The following is a 17,118-nucleotide window of genomic DNA, read 5'->3' on the forward strand; positions in this document are numbered from 1 at the left end:
GATGATGGACGATGTGGCGATCGCTCGTGCCCTGCATGTCCTTGCCGTCATCCACTGGATCGGCGGCCTGAGCTTCGTGACCCTGGTCATTTTGCCGCTCGTCCGATCGGGGCGGACCGGCGAAGAGGCGCAGTTGCTGTTTGAAAGGGTCGAGCGGCATTTTTCCGCACAGGTTCGCGTCTCCGTTCCGCTTGCCGGCGCAACGGGTCTCTGGATGGCCTACAGGATGGAGCTCTGGGATCGTTTCGCCGATCCTGACTTCTGGTGGATGCCGGCGATGTTCGGCACATGGCTCATCTTCATGCTCATGCTGTTTGTGATCGAGCCGCTCTTCCATGGGAAATTCGCAAAGAGAGCGCGTCAGGACGCCGGAGCCGTTTTCCGCCGCGTCAGCCGCCTGCACGAATTCCTGCTGTTGCTTGCGGCCATCACCGCCTTCGGTGCTGTTGCCGGATCGCATGGCTTCAGTTTTTTCTGACGCCGAATTGCGTCACGAATTCCAACCGGAGGTTTGATACAGATGGTCCGCATCGGGATCCTCACAATATCCGACCGCGCGAGCCGCGGTGAATATGCCGACCTTTCGGGACCGGCAATTCGTGCCTGGCTTGAACGGGCGATCGTCTCGCCCTGGTCGGCCGTTGCGAAAACCATACCCGACGGATTCGAGAGCGTGCGCGGCACGCTGGTCGATCTCTGTGATCGCGACCGGCTCGACCTCGTTCTGACAACAGGCGGGACCGGTCCTGCGCTCCGCGACGAGAGGCCGGAAGCGATGCGCAGCGTCATCGACAAGGAGCTGCCGGGATTCGGGGAGGCCATGCGCCGGGCAAGCTTCGAGGCCGTGCCGACGGCAATCCTGTCGCGACAGTCGGCCGGCACGCGTGGCAGCACCCTGATCATCAACCTGCCCGGAAAGCCTTCATCGATCGATCTCTGCCTGAATACCGTGTTCGGCGCCGTTCCCTATTGCCTTGATCTGATCGGGGCCGGTCGCATCGAGACCGATCCGGCGTTCATCGGCGCTTTTCGGCCGCAGTGAAGCCGACCGCTTGCCCGGCTGGATGCCGTGGCCATCGGCCAGCGCGACATCTTGGCGTTGAAATGCCGCTCTTATCCGCTCATCGTTCCGAGATAGGCAAGCAGGCAGACTGCAGACAGGCAGGTCATCGGCGGCCTTGCCAAGCGACAGATCCCGATGAGCGCGCCGGCGAGAAGGCCCGATGCCAGGATCGCGCTTGCAATGGCCGGGCTGTGATGCTGGTAGGCGAGCCCCGCGCCCGAGATGACGATGGTCGATGCAACGCTGGTCGCGACGGAGAACTGAACCGCGATGGAAGTGCCGCGGGCGAAGATCAGAATGAACTGGTTCCAGCTGAAAGCGATGGAGAGGGCGAGAGCGGCGCCCCTGACGAGAGCAAGCATCGTCATGTTCGCGGTCGGGCAGCGCAGGCCGCCCTCCGGTTCATGCCGCATCGATAAATGGTCGTTCCAAGCCGCATTTCGTTGCCCGCCATAGTGTCCGTCGCAACTTATGTGCCAGAGGATGGACGGCCGGAACGTGCTGCAGCGCAAATCCCGCGCAGATTGATCTGGTCTGGACGCTGCGCCGGGCGAAGGTCGGGGCCGCGTTCCGGTCGTGCTATTGACGTGCCGGAAGCCGTTGATGGCGGATGCCGGCAAGATGGCAGCCGGCCCCGGGGAAATCTGGCGGATCAGATCCGTGTCACGGATAGGGCTCGGCCGGCCATTATCGCGATAATGGCGGCGGCGAAGGAAAAGACGGCACCCATCTTCGCCGCATCCTGGATGTTGCCGGCAGGAAAGGCGACGCCAGCGACGAACAGCGAAACCGTGAAGCCGATTGCCGCGACGCAGCCGAGGACGACGAGATCTCTAAAATTCATGCCCGCCGGCAGCCCGAAGCCCAGGACCCTTGCCGCGATCCAGCCCAGGCATGCGATCCCAAGCGGTTTTCCGATGATAAGCCCGGCGGCCACGAGTAAGGTCGGCTCCCCGATGGCGGAGAACTCGACGCCGGCATTTACCAGGCCGAAGAGGAAAAGCACGATTTGAACGGGACCTTTGAGCGCATGTTCGATCACGTTCAAGAGATCGGCCTGCCTTGTCTCGTCTTCCGCGAACATGCCGAACTCGATGTCTGAATGCGGTATGGCGGGGATGACTGGCAACAGGCCGAGCGCCGGATGGATGCCTGCCTGATGAAAGCCGTACCAGCTGATCGCGCCGGCAAGCGCGAAGGGCCAGAACGAGAGGTGCTTGCGCCACGCGGTCGTGACCGGCCTTTCCGGCCGGCCGGCGTCAAGCATCCGCGGCATGCGGTTGGCCACGAGATAGGCGCAGAGCGCCGCGCCGGCCGACAGCAGAAGCCATGCGGGCGCCAGATCGCCCTGAGGATAGAAGACGGCAACGATGATCAGCCCTGCAGCGTCGTCGGCAATTGCAAGCAGCAGGAGGAAGGTGACGGCGGGATGCCGGCCTCCGAAGATGAACCGGCCGACGAGATAGGAAAAGGCGATATCGGTCGCGGTCGGAATTGCCCAGCCGCTGGCGAACACGGCGATCTTTCCGAGCATTGCTGCTCCCGACAGATAGATCACGACCGGGCCGAGCATGCCGCCGGCCGTCGCGATCAACGGCGTCAATGCCTTCTTGCCCCGAAGCGCGCCGTTTCTGAGTGCGACCGCTTCCCAGACCTCCTTGCCGGCCAAGGCAAAGAAGAAGGCCATGAGGATGTCGTTGACGAAGAAATGGATGCTGACGACCCGCGAAGACGTACCGGCGGGCGTGGTGACGACCTCTCCGACCGGCGCCCCCTGCCACAAAGGATGGTCTACGAGCGCATGGTAGCTGGACGGGAGAATATTTGCCCAGATGAGAGCGCAGACGGCGCCGGCGATAAGGAGGAAGGAATATTCCTCCAGCTGCTTCCAGACGCGATACATGGATTGTCCCGTTTCAAGGTTCCGCTGCCGGAAAGCAGCCGGCAAGGAAGGAGCCGGGCGAACCCGGCTCCATGGCAGATCACTTCTTGGCCGCCTGAGCGGCGTACATGTAGCTGTCGTAGCTGTATTCGGCGACGCGGAACCATTCGAAGCTTTCGTCGCGGAATTTCTTCCAGGCCGGATAGATCTTCGCCCAGGCCGGGTGTTTCTGGCTGTATTCGTCATAGAGTTCGAACGAGGCCTTGTAGGCCGCATCCATCACGTCGCGGGGGAGCGGACGCAGCTTGACGCCCTTTCCGACGAGCGAACGGATGGCAGCCGTGTTCTTGACGTCGTAGAGCGCCTGCATGTTGACGTTCGCCGCCTTGCAGGCGGTGTCGAGCGCTGCCTTGTACGTGTCCGGCAGGCCCTCGTACTGTGCCTTGTTGATGAAGAAGTGGATCGTCAGACCGCCTTCCCAATAGGCCGGGTAGTAATAGTTCGGGGCAATCTGGTAGAAGCCGAGCTTCTCGTCGTCGTAAGGACCGATCCACTCGGCCGCGTCGATGGTGCCGCGTTCAAGCGCGGGATAGATATCGCCGCCCGGAAGCTGCTGCGGCACGACGCCGAGGCGCGACATAACCTCGCCGGCGACACCCGCGATGCGCATCTTGACGCCCTTCAGGTCTGCGACCGACTTGATCTCCTTGCGGAACCAGCCGCCCATCTGGGCGCCTGTCGCCCCACCGGGAATGCCGACGACGCCATAGTCTGCGAGGAATTCATTGTAGGCTTCGTTTCCGCCGCCGTGATAGAGCCAGGCATTCTGCTGGCGGCCGTTGAGGCCGAAGGGAATGGTGGAGCCGATGGCGAATGTCGGATCCTTGCCGGTGAAATAATAGCCGCAGGTATGGGCAAGCTCGACCGTATTCGACTTGACGGCGTCGATCGCCTGCGCGCCCGGTACAAGCTCGCCTGCCTGGAAGACCTGGATCTGGAACCTGCCCTCGGTGATCTTGTTCAGCGCATCGGCCATGACCACGGCACCGCCGTAGATCGTGTCGAGGTTGTTCGGGAAGCCCGATGTCAGGCGCCAGCGCAGCGTCGGCGCGCTCTGGGCAATGGCCGGGGCGGCAAGCGAAGCGCCGGCGACGGTGGCAGCGCCTGCCAGCGCGCCTTTGGTCAGAAAGCCTCTGCGGCCGATCTCTTTCGTCATGGTTTTCCTCCTCTGTGGATTGGTACTGCCGCGCGATGCGGCAGCGATCTGGGTGAAAGTCAGGGATTTGATCCGTTCTGTTCCGGGGAGCCGAAGCTTGGCGTCGGCGATCCGAAATCGGGTGCCGGGGCGTCGAAGGCCGGCGGGGAGGCCTCGCCTTCCGAGGGCTCCGCTCCGAAGGGAGCGGCGGGCGTGCCGAAGGGATTGGCTCCATCCTCGCCCGGCATGGGCACGTTCAGCTCGATCGTCGACGGATCGACGGCAACCCGGCCTGACTTGTAGTGCGTCACGAGCTGCGGGAAGGCGATGACGATGATGACCATGGCGAGCTGGATGCCGAGATAGGGCAGGGAACCCATATAAATCTGGCCGGAAGTGACAGGCTGGATCGTCTCGCCGGTCACGCGGTCCTTATAGGCCCTGCTCGGGGCGACCGACCGCAGGTAAAACAGTGAGAAGCCGAAGGGCGGATGCATGAACGAGGTCTGCATGTTGATCGCCAGCATCACCCCGAACCAGATCAGATCGATGCCGAGGCTGTCGGCGACCGGTGCCAGCAGCGGAATGATGATGAAGGCCAGCTCGAAATAGTCGAGGAAGAAGGCCAGGAAGAACACCAGCAGGTTGGCGACGATGAGGAAGCCGACCTCGCCGCCGGGGATCGAGGTCATCAGATGCTCGACCCAGACGTGGCCGTTGACGCCATAGAAGGTGAGCGAGAAGACGCGCGCGCCGAGCAGGATGAAGATCACGAACGAGGACAGCTTTGCCGTCGCATAGAGCGCCGACTTGATCATCGCCAGATCGAGACGGCGGTTGATGGCAGCGAGCACGAGGGCGCCGACCGCGCCCATGGCGCCGCCCTCCGTCGGCGTCGCAAGACCGATGAAGATGGTGCCGAGAACGAGAAAGATCAGAACCAGCGGCGGGACGAGCGAGATGACGACCCGCTGCAGCAGCTTCCAGCCCTTCAGCGTACGTGCTGCGGCAGGCAGCGCCGGCACGCTCGGCGGGCGAACGATCGACATCGTGATGATGTAAAGCGCGTAGGCGGCCACGAGCAGGAGGCCCGGAACCAGGGCGCCCTTGTACATGTCGCCGACGGACCGGCCGAGCTGGTCGGCGAGGATGATGAGGACGAGGCTTGGCGGAATGATCTGCGCCAGAGTGCCGGAAGCCGCGATCGTGCCGGCGGCGACGCTACGGTCGTAGCCGTAGCGCAGCATGATCGGCAGCGAGATCAGCCCCATCGAGATGACCGACGCAGCCACGACGCCGGTGGTTGCGGCAAGGATCGCGCCGACGAAGATGACTGCGAAGGCGAGGCCGCCGCGAACCGGGCCGAAGAGCTGTCCGATCGTATCGAGCAGGTCCTCGGCCATGCCGCTTCGTTCCAGTATCAGCCCCATGAAGGTGAAGAACGGGATCGCAAGCAGCGTCTCGTTCGACATCTGCCCGAAGATGCGGTCCGGGATCGCGCCGAACAGATTGACAGGCAGAAGGCCCATTTCGATGCCGATGAAGCCGAAGATGAAGCCGACGAAGGCGAGTGCGAAGGCTACCGGGTAGCCGAGCAGCAGCACGACGATCAGCGACAGGAACATGATCGGCGCGAGGTTTTCCGCGAAGAATGCAAACATGATGGTGATCCCGGCCTTAGAGGGTCTGTGCTTCGGCGTCGGCGATCGCGATCGCGTCGGGCAAGTCGCCACGAAGGATGGCGATCCGCTTGATGAGTTCAGAGACGCCCTGGAGGGTAAGGAGCCCGAAGCCGAGCGGGATCATCGCCCAGACCGGCCAGAGGATGAGCCCGCCGGTGTTGTTGGATATTTCCCCGGTCGCAAACTTCTCGAGCACCGTCGGCCAGGAGAGGTAGATGGTGATGAGGCAGAACGGGAACAGGAAGAAGATCGTGCCGAGGACTTCGATCCACAGCTGGGCGCGGCGCGAGAGCCGGCCATAAACCAGATCCACCTTGACATGTTCGTTGCTCATCAGGGTCCATGCCGCCGCGACCAGGAAGGCGGCGGAGAACAGGTACCATTGCGCTTCCAGCCACGCGTTCGAACTCAGATTGAAGAGCTTGCGTGTCGTCGCGTTGACGGCGCTGATCAGCACTGCCAGCAGAAGAAGCCAGGAAACAGCTTTCCCGAAAAAGGTATTGATCGCGTCTATCGCCCGCGAAAGCGCCAGAAGTCCGGCCATGAAAGTCCTCCCGAGACCGCTTGGAGCGGCCGCCATGGAGACCTACGGATTGCGGTTTGGGCGCGCAATACGAGAAAAACGCAATCGTCCGAGCCCTACCCAGTAGTGGGTAGGGTGATCAATCCATGCGCACGAGCCCGTGTTCGATGGCAATCCGCGTCAGTTCGGCGGTCGTGGACAGGCCGAGCTTTCGCTTGATCGTCTTGCGATGCGTCTCGATGGTGGCGACCGACAGATCGAGCAGCCTGGCAATATCCCTGTTGCTGCGGCCGGCGGCAAGCAGAGCCAGGATCTCGCGCTCCCGTGGCGTCAGCGGCAACGGCTCGCTCGTCTCCCTTTGCTTTCGCTGCAGGAGAACGTCCGATACGCCGGTCGAAAAGAAGGTGCCGCCGGCGGCGACAGTCTCGATCGCTGCGACGATTTCCTCATTGGGAACGTCCTTGAGGATGTAGCCGGATGCGCCTCTGAGGACAGAGGCCGAGATATATTCGCGGCTGTCATGCATGGACAGCATCAGCACTCTGGTCGACGGGACCGTGCTTTTGAACAGTTCGATCGCATCGATGCCGTTGATCTGGGGCATGTTGATATCCAGCAAGACGATATCAGGCCTTTCGGCAGCCGCAATCTCCAGACCCTGCGCCACCGCCGCGGCCGTGCCGACGACCCTTATGTGCTCGTAGGTTTCCAGAATCGCCCGCAGGCCTTCCAGCACCAACGGATGGTTATCGATGAGAATGACTGATATCGGCGGATCGTTGCTCATGCTGCCTTCGGAGCCGACATTGCCGCGTTTGCCGACTTCGGGAACATCGCCGTGAGCGTCGTGCCTTTGTCGTTGCTCTGTATGAGCAGTATTCCCCGGAAATGCGCCATTCGTTCCTGCATGTTCCTGAGACCCAACCCACCGGAATAGCCGGCACTTCCCGCTCTCGCATCCTTGACGAAGCCGCTTCCATTGTCGGAGATCGACATTCGAACGCGTCCCTTCGTGCTCCACATCCTGATTGCGACCTGCGAGGCGCCGGCATGCCGCTCGATATTGGCGAGCGCCTCCTGGGCGATGCGGTAAAGGGCGGTATTGGCTTCCGGCCTGAGCGTGTCGGGGCTGGATGATTCGACCGAAACCGGGATCCCGGTTCGCTCCTCAAAGTGACTGCCGAGCGAAGTCAGCGCGGCCGCCAGCCCAAGATCGTCGAGAACGCGCGGCCGCAATTCGTGCGAAAGTTCCCGGACTTCCTTGATGGCACCGTTCAGCGCATCGATCCCGCGGTCGATGGCCGCAGCGGCGTCGGCGGTGCTCGCCTTGACTTTTCGGGCGGCCAGATCGAACGCGTAGCGCACGCCAACCAGATTTTGCGAGACGCCATCATGCAGTTCCCGGGCAAGCCTTGTGCGTTCCTCCTCCTGCGTATCGATGATCCGTTGCGTCAGCAGTTTCAGCTTCCCGTCCGCCATGCGCCGTTCGTGAAGGGTGATCCACATGCAGGTGGCGAAGACAAGGAGAACCGAAGGGACGGCAATCAGGGTGACGATGACGAACGTGCGCCGGATGCTGTTCCTCAAGCCGGCCTTGGCCGTTTCCGTCTGCGCAAAGACATCGTCGAGATAGACCCCCGTGCCGATCATCCAGCGCCACTTGTCGAGCCCGGCGGCGAAAGACAGCTTGTCCGCCATCGCTCCCGAAGACGGCTTTTCCCATTTGTACTGGTGCAGTCCGCCGCCTTCCTTGGCCTTCGCAATCAGGTTGGCAATTACCTGGTCGCCGTCCGGATCGACCAGGTCGAGCCAGTTGCGGCCCGGACGAAACGACTGGCGGGGGTGGACGATGCTGTTGCCGTCATAGTCGTAGACGAAGAAATATCCGTCCTGCCCATAGTCTAGCGAGGTGAGGATCTGCCTTACCCGCTCTTTCGCGCCCTCGTCGTCGGCGTCCGCATTGTCATAGACATCCTTGATCGCCGAGAGAGCGAGATTTGTAAGGTTGAGCAGCTCGGTTTCCTTGGCGTCCAGCATGTTGCGTTCAAACGTGGCGATGCTGCTCTGCGCCAATGTCGATGACTGCCACGTCGTGAAGGCCGTTATCAGGGTGATCGCGACGACAAGTGGCAGGACGGCAAGCGCCAGGATCTGATGACGAAGTTGCAAGACTACACCCTTTCGTGAAGGGGCAAGCTTAGTCCGATGTAACGGCGCACCTCAAGAGGCGCGATTCGGGGTTACGAAATACGGCCCGGCAGAGCCGGACCGTCTGCAGTCTTTCCGGGCAAGACAGGCCTTACCAGGACGGGATCAGGGCGCCCTTGAACTCTTCGTTGATGAACTTGCGGATGCTCTCATCATGGTAGGATTCGACCAGCGTCTTGGCCCAGGGCGCGTCCTTGTCGGCAGTGCGGACGACGATGACGTTGGCGTAGGGCGACTTTTCGCCTTCGATGGCGATGGCGTCGGTCTTCGGATGCAAGCCGGCTTCCATGGCGTAGTTGGTGTTGATGACGGCGGCATCGACGTCTTCAAGCGAGCGCGGCAGCTGGGCCGCATCGATTTCGGCGAACTCGATATTCTTCGGATTGTCGATGATATCGGCCACGGTCACCTTGATGCCGGGGTTTTCCTTGAACTTGATCAGGCCCTTGCTGGCGAGAACCAGAAGCGCGCGGCCGCCGTTGGTCGGGTCGTTCGGGATAGCGACGGTCGCGCCGTCCTTCAGCTCGTCCAGGCTCTTCACCTTCTTGGAATAGACGCCCATCGGCGTGGTGATCGTCGTGCCGATGCTGACGAGGTCGAACTTGCGGTCGGCGATCTGGTTGTCGAGATAGGGCTGGTGCTGGAAGGAGTTGGCCTGGATGTCGCCATCGGCCAGCGCCTGGTTCGGCACGACATAGTCGGAAAATTCGACGATCTCGATGTTGAGGCCCTTGGTCTTGGCGATTTCAGCAACCTTTTCCATGATCTGGGCGTGCTCGCCCGGCGTGACGCCGACCTTGATATCCTCGGCGAAAGCCGATCCGGCGGCAAAGGCCGCAATCGCGGCTGCAATGATGAGCTTCTTCATGGGTATCTCCTTGGTATGTCTGCTGGATTATGCGTGTAGCAGATCAGTTCTTCCGGTTGCGCTTGTCGAAGCGTCGCGCAAGCCCGTCGCCGGCGCTTTGCACAACTTGCACCAGCACGATCAGCACCAGGACGACAAGCACCATCATTTCGGGATTGAAGCGCTGGTAGCCGAAGCGGATGCCGAGGTCGCCCAAACCGCCGCCGCCGACAGCCCCGACCATCGCCGAATAGCCGATCAGGCTGACGATGGTCATCGTCAGAGCCATCAGGATGCTCGGTCGCGCCTCGGCGAGAAGCACCTTGAAGACGATCTGGAACGGCGTCGCGCCCATGGCCCGGGCGGCTTCGATCAGGCCCTTGTCGACCTCGCGGATCGCGGATTCCACCAGACGCGCGAAGAACGGAATGGTGGCGATGGTGAGCGGAACGATCGCCGCCCAGGTGCCGATCGACGTGCCGGTCAAGAACCGCGTCAGCGGCACGATGGCAACGACGAGGATGATGAACGGCGTCGAGCGCGCCGCGTTGACGATAAGGCCGAGCACACGATTGGTCTTCGGCGCGGGAAAGAGTTCGCCCTTGCCGCTGGTCGCCAGAAACACGCCGATCGGCAGGCCGATGACCGAGCCGACGAAGCCGGCGACGAAGACCATCTGCAAAGTCTGCAGCAGCGCTTTGGAAATGAGGTTGAAGATCATATCAGGCGACATAACCGAGTACCTCCGTGACAAGGCCCGTCTCGGTATAGAAGCGATCGGCGCGCGCGACGACATCCGGCTCCGCCGAATAGGAAACGACAAGCGAACCGAAAGGCTCGCCCGATATTTCCTCGATCGCGCCGGCAAGGATATTGACGTCCGAGCCGAGTTCGGCAACCAGCCGACCGGTCAGGGGTCTGAAGGCCGTGTCCCCGAAGAAGACCAGCCGGACCAGCACCTTGTCGCCGGCTGACGGCTGCGGCTTGACGACCGAGCGCAGCCACTGGGGCAGTTTCAGGGCCGAAGCAAGCAACGTGCGCGTCGTCTCGTGCTGCGGGTTGGTATAGACGTCGAAGGTACGGCCGGATTCGACGATGCGGCCGGCGTCGATGACGGCGACGTGGCTGGCGATGGTTTTCACGACGTCCATCTCATGGGTAATCAGGAGAATGGTCAGGCCGAGCTCGGCGTTGATCCGCTTCAGAAGCTCGAGGATCGACTGTGTCGTCTCGGGGTCGAGCGCAGAGGTCGCCTCGTCGGAGAGCAGCAGTTTCGGATCGGTCGCCAGTGCGCGGGCAATGCCGATACGCTGCTTCTGGCCGCCGGAAAGCTCCGAAGGATAGCTGCCGGCCTTGTCGCCGAGGCCGACCAGATCGAGCAGCGGCCCGACCTTGTCGCGGATCGCCTTTTTCTCGACGCCGGCGATCTCCAGCGGCAGCGCCACATTGTCGAAGGCGGTGCGCGACGACAGAAGATTGAAATGCTGGAAGATCATGCCGATCTGGCGGCGCAGGCCGCGCAACGCGGCTTCGCCGAGCCCGCCGACATCGACGCCATCGACGAGCACCTTGCCCGACGTTACGGTCTCAAGCCCGTTGACCATGCGGATCAGCGTCGACTTGCCGGCGCCGGAACGGCCGATAATGCCGGTAATGGCGCCGCGTCCGACGATGAGATCGACGCTGTCGACGGCGGTAAAGCCACCTTCGCCGGTGGGGCCGTAGCGCTTTCCGGCGCGCTCGAAAGCCACCATCGGCACGGGATGTGTCGCGTTTGCCGGATCGCTTCCGACCTGACCTTTCGAGGCGGCGCCGGTGGCCGCCTGCTGGTCCGCGTGTTGCGTAGTCATGCTGTGCTCTCGGTTTGGTCTTCACAAACTGGCGGCTCTATAGCCGCATTTGCACAGATTAGCCAACCAGGCTGCACATTCGGCGGCGAACACGGGGCCGGTGCGAGGGAAAGCGTTGGCTCCCGCTCGTGGCGACGCATGCGCCTTGCCCGCCGCTTCCCGCCCGTGGGGCACGTTCGTCCAACCGCTACGACGCCGGAGCGAAATCGGCGGTGAGCACGGCGTCCTTGAGTGCCCGGGAATAGGGGTGCTGGGGATTGTCGAGCACCATGCGTGCCTCCCCCTGCTCGACGATCTCGCCCTTGCGCATGATGATGATCCGGTCGCTTATGTAATAGGCGGTGGCAAGATCATGGGTGATGTAGACGATCGAAAGCCCGAGTTCGCCTTTCAGCTGTTCGAACAGGTTGACGATTGCCATGCGCAGCGATGCATCGACCATGGAGACCGGCTCGTCGGCGATGAGCAGGCGGGGCTGCGGGATCAGGGCGCGCGCAATTGCGGCACGCTGCAGCTGGCCGCCGGAGAGTTCGTGCGGAAACCGGCCCTTCACTTCCGCAAGGCTGAGGCCCACATGCGCAAGTGCCGCGTCCGCCAGTCGTTCGATCTGCTGCCGGTCCGGACTGCCCGCGCCGGCCGAGAAGTTCCGGGCCGTCTCGAAGAGGTAGCGATCCACGCGCTTGAGCGGGTTGAAAGCTTCGAACGGGTTCTGCAGGACTGGCTGCACTTCTTGCATGAAGGCGCGGCGTTCGGCCCTGCCGTGGAGGGCGACCGCCTTCTGGCGAAATCGGAGTTCGCCTTGCGTCGGGGCCGTCTGGCCGAGGATCATGGCTGCGATCGTTGATTTGCCGGACCCGGATTCTCCGACGATGGAAAGAATTTCCGGCTCGTTGCCGATCTCGAAGCTGACATCCTTGACCGCGACGATCTGTCGCCGGCCGAGCATGCCGCCCTGACGGTAGATCTTCGTGACATGGGTGAGTGTGAGAAGCGCGCTCAAGCCTGATCCCCCGTAACCGCAAAACAGGCCACTCGCTGATCCGGTCCGACCGTCACCATCGGCGGGACCTTCTGCGAACAGATCTCCATCCGCTTCGGACAGCGCGGATGGAACCGGCAGCCCTCCGGCGGCATGGCAAGGTTCGGCGGGCGGCCCTCGAGCGAAGGCCGGGCCTTTGCATCGCCGATGCGCGGCAGGCTGCCGACAAGATGCTGCGTGTAGGGGTGGAGCGGCATGTTGAAGATCTTGCGGGTTGGCGCCTCCTCGACGAGGCGGCCGGCGTAGACGATGCCGACACGGTCGGAAACCGTCGCATGCACACCCATATCGTGCGTGACGAACAGGAAGGAGGAGCCGATCTCGCGCTGGATTTCGCGGATCATCGACAGCACGTCGCGCTGGACGATGACGTCGAGCGCCGTCGTCGGCTCGTCGGCAATGATGAATTCGGGTGTCAGGATCGTCGCGAGCGCGATCGTCATGCGCTGGCGCATGCCGCCGGAGAGTTCGTGCGGATAGGCCTCAAGCAGATGCGGATCGAGCTTCAGCCTCTCAAGATGCGAGCCGACTTTTGCGAAGAACTCGCTCTTGCCGATCTTCATGTGGCGGAAGGCGAAATCGGTGAAGGAGTGATGGATGCGCCGGACCGGGTTCAGCACGTTCATCGACCCCTGCATGATGTAGGACAGGTGCAGCCAGCGGAGCGCCATGCGCTCGTCCGGCGTCATGGCGTAAATATCCTGGGTGCCGCCGGCGAAGTGGAAGACGACCCTGCCCGATACGACCTTGAGCGGCGGCCGGATGGCGCCGGCGATCGTCTTGATCAAGGTTGTCTTGCCGCTGCTGGATTCGCCCGCGACCCCGTAGATTTCGCCGCGCGCGATCGTCAGGCTAATGTCGTCGACGGCGCGCACCTCCCGGTCGACGCCGTAAAGGAAGGCGCGGTAATAGGCTTTCAGATTCTGAACCTCGACCAGGGCATCCATGGCTAACCTCCCATCCGGTTCAGCCGGCTGCGCGGATCGTTGTATTCGTTCATTGACATGGAGAGCAGGAACAGCGCCAGGAAGAGAACGACGATGACGGCGACGGGCGCGGCCACCCACCACCAGGTGCCGGCGATCAGCGCCGAGTGGGCGTTTGCCCAATAGATCATCATGCCCATGGTCGGGGTTTCGATGTCCGTGAAGCCGAGCACGGACAAGGTGATCTCCATGCCGATTGACCAGATCATGTTGTTCATTGTCGTGGCGAAGACGATCGGCAAGACGTAGGGCAGGTGCTCCTCGACAAGGATCTTGCGCATGCTCATGCCGGAATAGACGCTCTGGGTGGTGAAGGGCCGCGTCTTGAGGCTGATCGCCACCGAGCGGATGAGCCTTGCGTCGTAAGACCAGCCGAGTGCGGCCATGATGACGATGAGCGCCGTCCAGGTCATGCTGTCCTTCAGCACGAAATAGAACAGGATCAACAGAGGGAACTGCGGGATGACCATGACGCTGTCGTTGATCGCCATCAGTACCCGGTCGACCGCGCCGCCGGCGTAACCGGCGACCAGGCCGACGACCAGCGAAATGATGCGGGACAGGAAGGCGACGCCGATGCCGAAATAGAGCGTGTTGCGCAGGGCCGTCGTCAGTTGCCAGAAGACGTCCTGGCCGCGCGAGGTAGTGCCCAGCCAATAGTCTGCGTCCGGCGGCATGTCCGGCGGCAAAAGGTAGATATCCGTCGCGCCGTAGGGCGAGAAATAGGACAGGACAATCAATCCGACGATGATGGCAAAAAGCACCAGGCCGCACAGGAACTCCATGTTGTGGCGCGTCAGGTCGCGGAGGATCGTGAACATGGGCTACTCCACCTTGATGCGCGGATCGATGAGCGGGCTCAGGATGTCGATGATGAAGACGGCGGCCGCAACGCCGACGATCGACAGGGCGCTGAGGCCGAGCACGAGGCTGTAGTCGCCGGCATGGACGGCCGATATCAGCAGGTTTCCGATGCCGGGATAACCGAAGACGATCTCGGTGATGACCGTGCCGTTGAAGATCGCGCCGAGCGACATTGCGAGGCCGGTAAATTGCGGCACCATGGCGTTGCGGGCGATATAGGAGCGCAGGATGCGCCGCTTCGGCACGCCGCCGAGCTCGGCAAAGACCACGTAATCCTCCGTGATGATGTTGGAAACCAGAGCACGCATGCCGATCAGCCAGCTGCCGGTGCCGACGAGGATCAGCGAGAATGCCGGCAGGATGGAATGTTCGATGATATCGATGACGAGGGAGAGCGACAGGTCGAGATTGGTGTTCATCTCATAGCCGCCGTTGATCGGCAGGATCGGCCAGACATAGCCGAAGAGGATGAGCAGCACGAAGGCCAGGATGTAGTAGGGGATCGGCAGCATCGCGATGAAGACGAGGCTGACGCCTTTCAGGACCATGTTCTTTCTGTAATAGCCGGCAAGCGCGCCGATCGCGTTGCCCAGCACGAATGTGATCAGCGTGGAAACCGTCATCAGCCCGATCGTCCAGGGCAGGGAGCGCAGGATGATCGTCGAGACCGGTGTGGGGAAGGCCGACAGCGAAGGCCCGAGATCGCCGACGGCGAGCCGCTCCCAGAAATGCAGATATTGCTGCCAGATCGAACCCTCGAGCCCATAGAGTTCACGCAGCGACTGGCGCATCAATTCGACGGCGCGCGGATCGGATTGGCCCATCTGCTGGATGGATCCGATGCTTTCCTCGACCGGATCGATAGGCGTCAGATGGGTGATGAAGAAGGTCGCCGTTACGCCGAGAAAGACCACGAGCAGAAACTGGCCGAACCGCTTCAGGACAAAAGTAGAGTAGGACGCCATCAGGCCGTTCACCTCGCTGGTTTCCCCACATGGCTAAAAGGTTCGCCGAACGTAAGAGGTCCGGCGACAGTTGGCCGGCGCGGACAAGCGCGCCGGCCCTGGGAGGTCACTTTTGGGCAGGCTTCAGCTTCACCATCATCAGGCGTGAATTGGCCCAGTTGGGAACCGGATCCGTATAGGGATCGGCAATCGTCGGGTAGCCCGTCCAATAGGTCGTATCCATCGTCGTGAAGACGTTATAGGACATCAGCGGGATGGTCGGCATTTCACGGGCCACCAGCTTCAGATAGTCCTTGCCGAGTTCGACGCCCTTGGGGTCGTCGGCACTGATGCCGCGGATGCTCTCGATAATCTTGTCGAGCTCGGGATTCGACCATCGCTGCCAATTGCGCGGCGGCTGGTTCTCGCCCTTCTTGGCAACGAATTGCGAATGCCAGCTGTCAAGGAAGAACGAGAGATCGGGATCGCCGCCCCAGGTCTCGACGCTCCAGGCGATCGCCACCTGATAGTCGCCAGGCTGCAGCGAGGTCTGCCACAGGCTTGTCGATGGCACCGCCTTCGAATCGATGCCGAACGCTGCCCATTGCTGTGCGATCAGCGTGCCGGCGCGGGTGAAGACCGAACGTGTATCGCCTTCGACGCTCATGCGGATCTTGAATGGCTGCCCGTCCGGCATCATCCACTTGCCGGCGGATTTCTTGAAGCCTGCCTTTTCCAGAAGTTCGGCCGCAGCCTGGGGATCCGGCTTCCACCAGCCGTAGCCGAAGGCCATGTTGATGCCGGCCGCATCCGCCGGGATCTGGTCCTTGTATTTGGGCTGCTTGCGCAGGATATCGGCAATCTGCTGGCCGATCGTCGGATCGTAGGGCTTGATCTTGCGCTTGCCGGTATCGATCTCGAAGTCCTTCAGCCAGTCCTGCAGGGGCGCCTGGTAGTCGGTCATGGCAATGGCGGTCGGCGGCACGCCGAGTGCCGATAGCGTAGCTGCGCCGCGATAGCTCGCCATGTCCACGGCCTTGATATCGATCAGCAGCGCCAGCGCCCAGCGGACGTCCGGGTTCTGGAACGTCGGGTCCTGCGTATTGAAGATCACTGCCGGGAGCGTCGGGTCCGGATGGGCGTAGGGGAAGCCCGGGAACCAGCTGTCGATGCTCTTCGACTTTTCCTTGAGCGTGAACATGCCTTCGGGCGTGTTGTCGTGGATGATATCGAGATTGTGCTCGAGCTGGGCGATGGTGCGTTTGTCCGGCGGACCCGGATCGACATAGGTGACATATTTCGGAGCGGGCTCGCCGAAGCGCCCAAGCGAGGTGCGCTGCCAGTCGTCGCGCTTCTCCCAGGTGTACCATTTGCCCTGGGGATCATAGGCCTTCAGCTTGTAGGCGCCGAGTGAGACCGGATTGGCGAAATCATAGCGAACAGGATCGGCGACCTTCTCGAAGACATGTTTCGGCATGATCCAGGCGCCGTTCCAACGCACGGTGAAGATGGCATGGAAACGGGAATTGGGCTTCTTCAATTTGAAGACGACCGTATAGCGATCGGTCGCTTCAACGCTTGCCACCTGCACCGAGAAGGCGGCACTCCAGACCATGCCAGGATGGTCCATCTGCGTCTTGACCGTATAGACGAGATCGTCGGCGGTGAATTCCACGCCGTCGCTCCAGTAAAGCCCCTGGCGCAGTTTCACCGTCATCTCGGTGAAGTCGGCATTATATTGCGGTTTGTCGGCGGCAAGGGAATTGTCCCAGGTCGAGCCGCCGAGACCTTTTTCCGGATCGATGTACCAGAGCGTGTCCATGGTCAACTGCTGCAGGCCGGTCGAAACGCCGCCGCCGCCGTTGACCCAAATGTTGAACCAGCCGGGATTCTTGATGGTGCCTTCCGGATTTTCGACGATGAGCGTGTCCTTGCGAGGCAAGGACTTGTAGTCATCCGCCTTAGCCGCGGCCATCAGGCCGAACGTCGCCAAGGCGACGCCGAATGCAAGCTTCTTCCAGTGCTGCATTATCTC

General features: G+C 62.0%; 17 protein-coding genes. 2 read left to right on the plus strand and 15 right to left on the minus strand.

Features of this window, described 5'->3' with window-relative positions:
• The first annotated feature begins 1 nt into the window (after nucleotide 1).
• Both ACFPWW_RS12710 and mog read left to right on the plus strand, forming a co-directional pair.
• Nucleotides 2–478 (plus strand): hypothetical protein, encoded by a 477-nt coding sequence (locus ACFPWW_RS12710; RefSeq protein ID WP_377311903.1) that lies wholly within the window; start codon nucleotides 2–4, stop codon nucleotides 476–478.
• A gap of 42 nt (nucleotides 479–520) precedes the next feature.
• The gene (gene mog, locus ACFPWW_RS12715; RefSeq protein WP_377311904.1) at nucleotides 521–1,042 is read left to right on the plus strand and encodes a molybdopterin adenylyltransferase; all 522 of its coding nucleotides are present in this window, start codon (nucleotides 521–523) and stop codon (nucleotides 1,040–1,042) included.
• 71 nt (nucleotides 1,043–1,113) lie between these two features.
• Here mog and ACFPWW_RS12720 read toward each other — a convergent pair whose 3' ends face one another.
• The 15 genes from ACFPWW_RS12720 to ACFPWW_RS12790 all read right to left on the minus strand — a co-directional run bounded on the left by ACFPWW_RS12720 (nucleotide 1,114) and on the right by ACFPWW_RS12790 (nucleotide 17,112).
• On the minus strand, nucleotides 1,114–1,476 hold the full coding sequence (locus ACFPWW_RS12720; protein ID WP_112705145.1) for a hypothetical protein: 363 nt from the start codon (nucleotides 1,474–1,476) through the stop codon (nucleotides 1,114–1,116).
• 239 nt (nucleotides 1,477–1,715) lie between these two features.
• Complete coding sequence (locus ACFPWW_RS12725) at nucleotides 1,716–2,966, minus strand: Na+/H+ antiporter NhaA (RefSeq protein ID WP_377311905.1); 1,251 nt, start codon at nucleotides 2,964–2,966, stop codon at nucleotides 1,716–1,718.
• Nucleotides 2,967–3,045: 79 nt separating this feature from the next.
• The gene (locus tag ACFPWW_RS12730; RefSeq protein ID WP_377311906.1) at nucleotides 3,046–4,161 is read right to left on the minus strand and encodes a TRAP transporter substrate-binding protein; all 1,116 of its coding nucleotides are present in this window, start codon (nucleotides 4,159–4,161) and stop codon (nucleotides 3,046–3,048) included.
• A 59-nt stretch (nucleotides 4,162–4,220) separates the two neighbouring features.
• Entirely contained in the window at nucleotides 4,221–5,801 is a 1,581-nt protein-coding gene (locus ACFPWW_RS12735) for a TRAP transporter large permease (protein WP_377311907.1), read from the minus strand.
• Between the two features lie 16 nt (nucleotides 5,802–5,817).
• Entirely contained in the window at nucleotides 5,818–6,366 is a 549-nt protein-coding gene (locus tag ACFPWW_RS12740) for a TRAP transporter small permease subunit (protein WP_112754950.1), read from the minus strand.
• A gap of 118 nt (nucleotides 6,367–6,484) precedes the next feature.
• Nucleotides 6,485–7,132, minus strand: a complete 648-nt coding sequence (locus tag ACFPWW_RS12745; protein WP_377311908.1) for a response regulator — start codon at nucleotides 7,130–7,132, stop codon at nucleotides 6,485–6,487.
• Nucleotides 7,129–8,514: a cache domain-containing protein gene (locus ACFPWW_RS12750; protein ID WP_112757553.1), complete on the minus strand. Its 1,386-nt coding sequence runs from the start codon at nucleotides 8,512–8,514 to the stop codon at nucleotides 7,129–7,131. Before ACFPWW_RS12750 ends, ACFPWW_RS12745 begins: the two co-directional genes overlap by 4 nt.
• Nucleotides 8,515–8,644: 130 nt before the next feature.
• A complete protein-coding gene (locus ACFPWW_RS12755; protein WP_377311909.1) occupies nucleotides 8,645–9,421 on the minus strand; it encodes a MetQ/NlpA family ABC transporter substrate-binding protein in 777 nt (258 codons plus the stop codon).
• A gap of 43 nt (nucleotides 9,422–9,464) precedes the next feature.
• On the minus strand, nucleotides 9,465–10,133 hold the full coding sequence (locus tag ACFPWW_RS12760; protein ID WP_112705149.1) for a methionine ABC transporter permease: 669 nt from the start codon (nucleotides 10,131–10,133) through the stop codon (nucleotides 9,465–9,467).
• Nucleotides 10,123–11,154, minus strand: coding sequence for a methionine ABC transporter ATP-binding protein (locus ACFPWW_RS12765; RefSeq protein ID WP_377311950.1), 1,032 nt, complete (start codon nucleotides 11,152–11,154; stop codon nucleotides 10,123–10,125). Before ACFPWW_RS12765 ends, ACFPWW_RS12760 begins: the two co-directional genes overlap by 11 nt.
• A 283-nt stretch (nucleotides 11,155–11,437) precedes the next feature.
• Nucleotides 11,438–12,250, minus strand: coding sequence for an ABC transporter ATP-binding protein (locus ACFPWW_RS12770; RefSeq protein WP_377311911.1), 813 nt, complete (start codon nucleotides 12,248–12,250; stop codon nucleotides 11,438–11,440).
• Nucleotides 12,247–13,236, minus strand: a complete 990-nt coding sequence (locus ACFPWW_RS12775) for an ABC transporter ATP-binding protein (RefSeq protein ID WP_112705151.1) — start codon at nucleotides 13,234–13,236, stop codon at nucleotides 12,247–12,249. The genes ACFPWW_RS12770 and ACFPWW_RS12775 overlap by 4 nt, the downstream gene beginning before the upstream one ends.
• Before the next feature lie 2 nt (nucleotides 13,237–13,238).
• Nucleotides 13,239–14,096 carry an ABC transporter permease gene (locus tag ACFPWW_RS12780; RefSeq protein ID WP_112754956.1) on the minus strand — a complete coding sequence of 286 codons (858 nt, stop codon included), beginning with the start codon at nucleotides 14,094–14,096 and terminating at the stop codon, nucleotides 13,239–13,241.
• Between the two features lie 3 nt (nucleotides 14,097–14,099).
• Nucleotides 14,100–15,104, minus strand: coding sequence for an ABC transporter permease (locus ACFPWW_RS12785; RefSeq protein WP_377311913.1), 1,005 nt, complete (start codon nucleotides 15,102–15,104; stop codon nucleotides 14,100–14,102).
• A gap of 106 nt (nucleotides 15,105–15,210) precedes the next feature.
• Nucleotides 15,211–17,112, minus strand: coding sequence for an ABC transporter substrate-binding protein (locus ACFPWW_RS12790; RefSeq protein WP_112569886.1), 1,902 nt, complete (start codon nucleotides 17,110–17,112; stop codon nucleotides 15,211–15,213).
• Between the last annotated feature and the right edge of the window lie 6 nt (nucleotides 17,113–17,118).

This window comes from Rhizobium sp. GCM10022189 (assembly GCF_042656325.1).
Classification (GTDB): domain Bacteria; phylum Pseudomonadota; class Alphaproteobacteria; order Rhizobiales; family Rhizobiaceae; genus Rhizobium.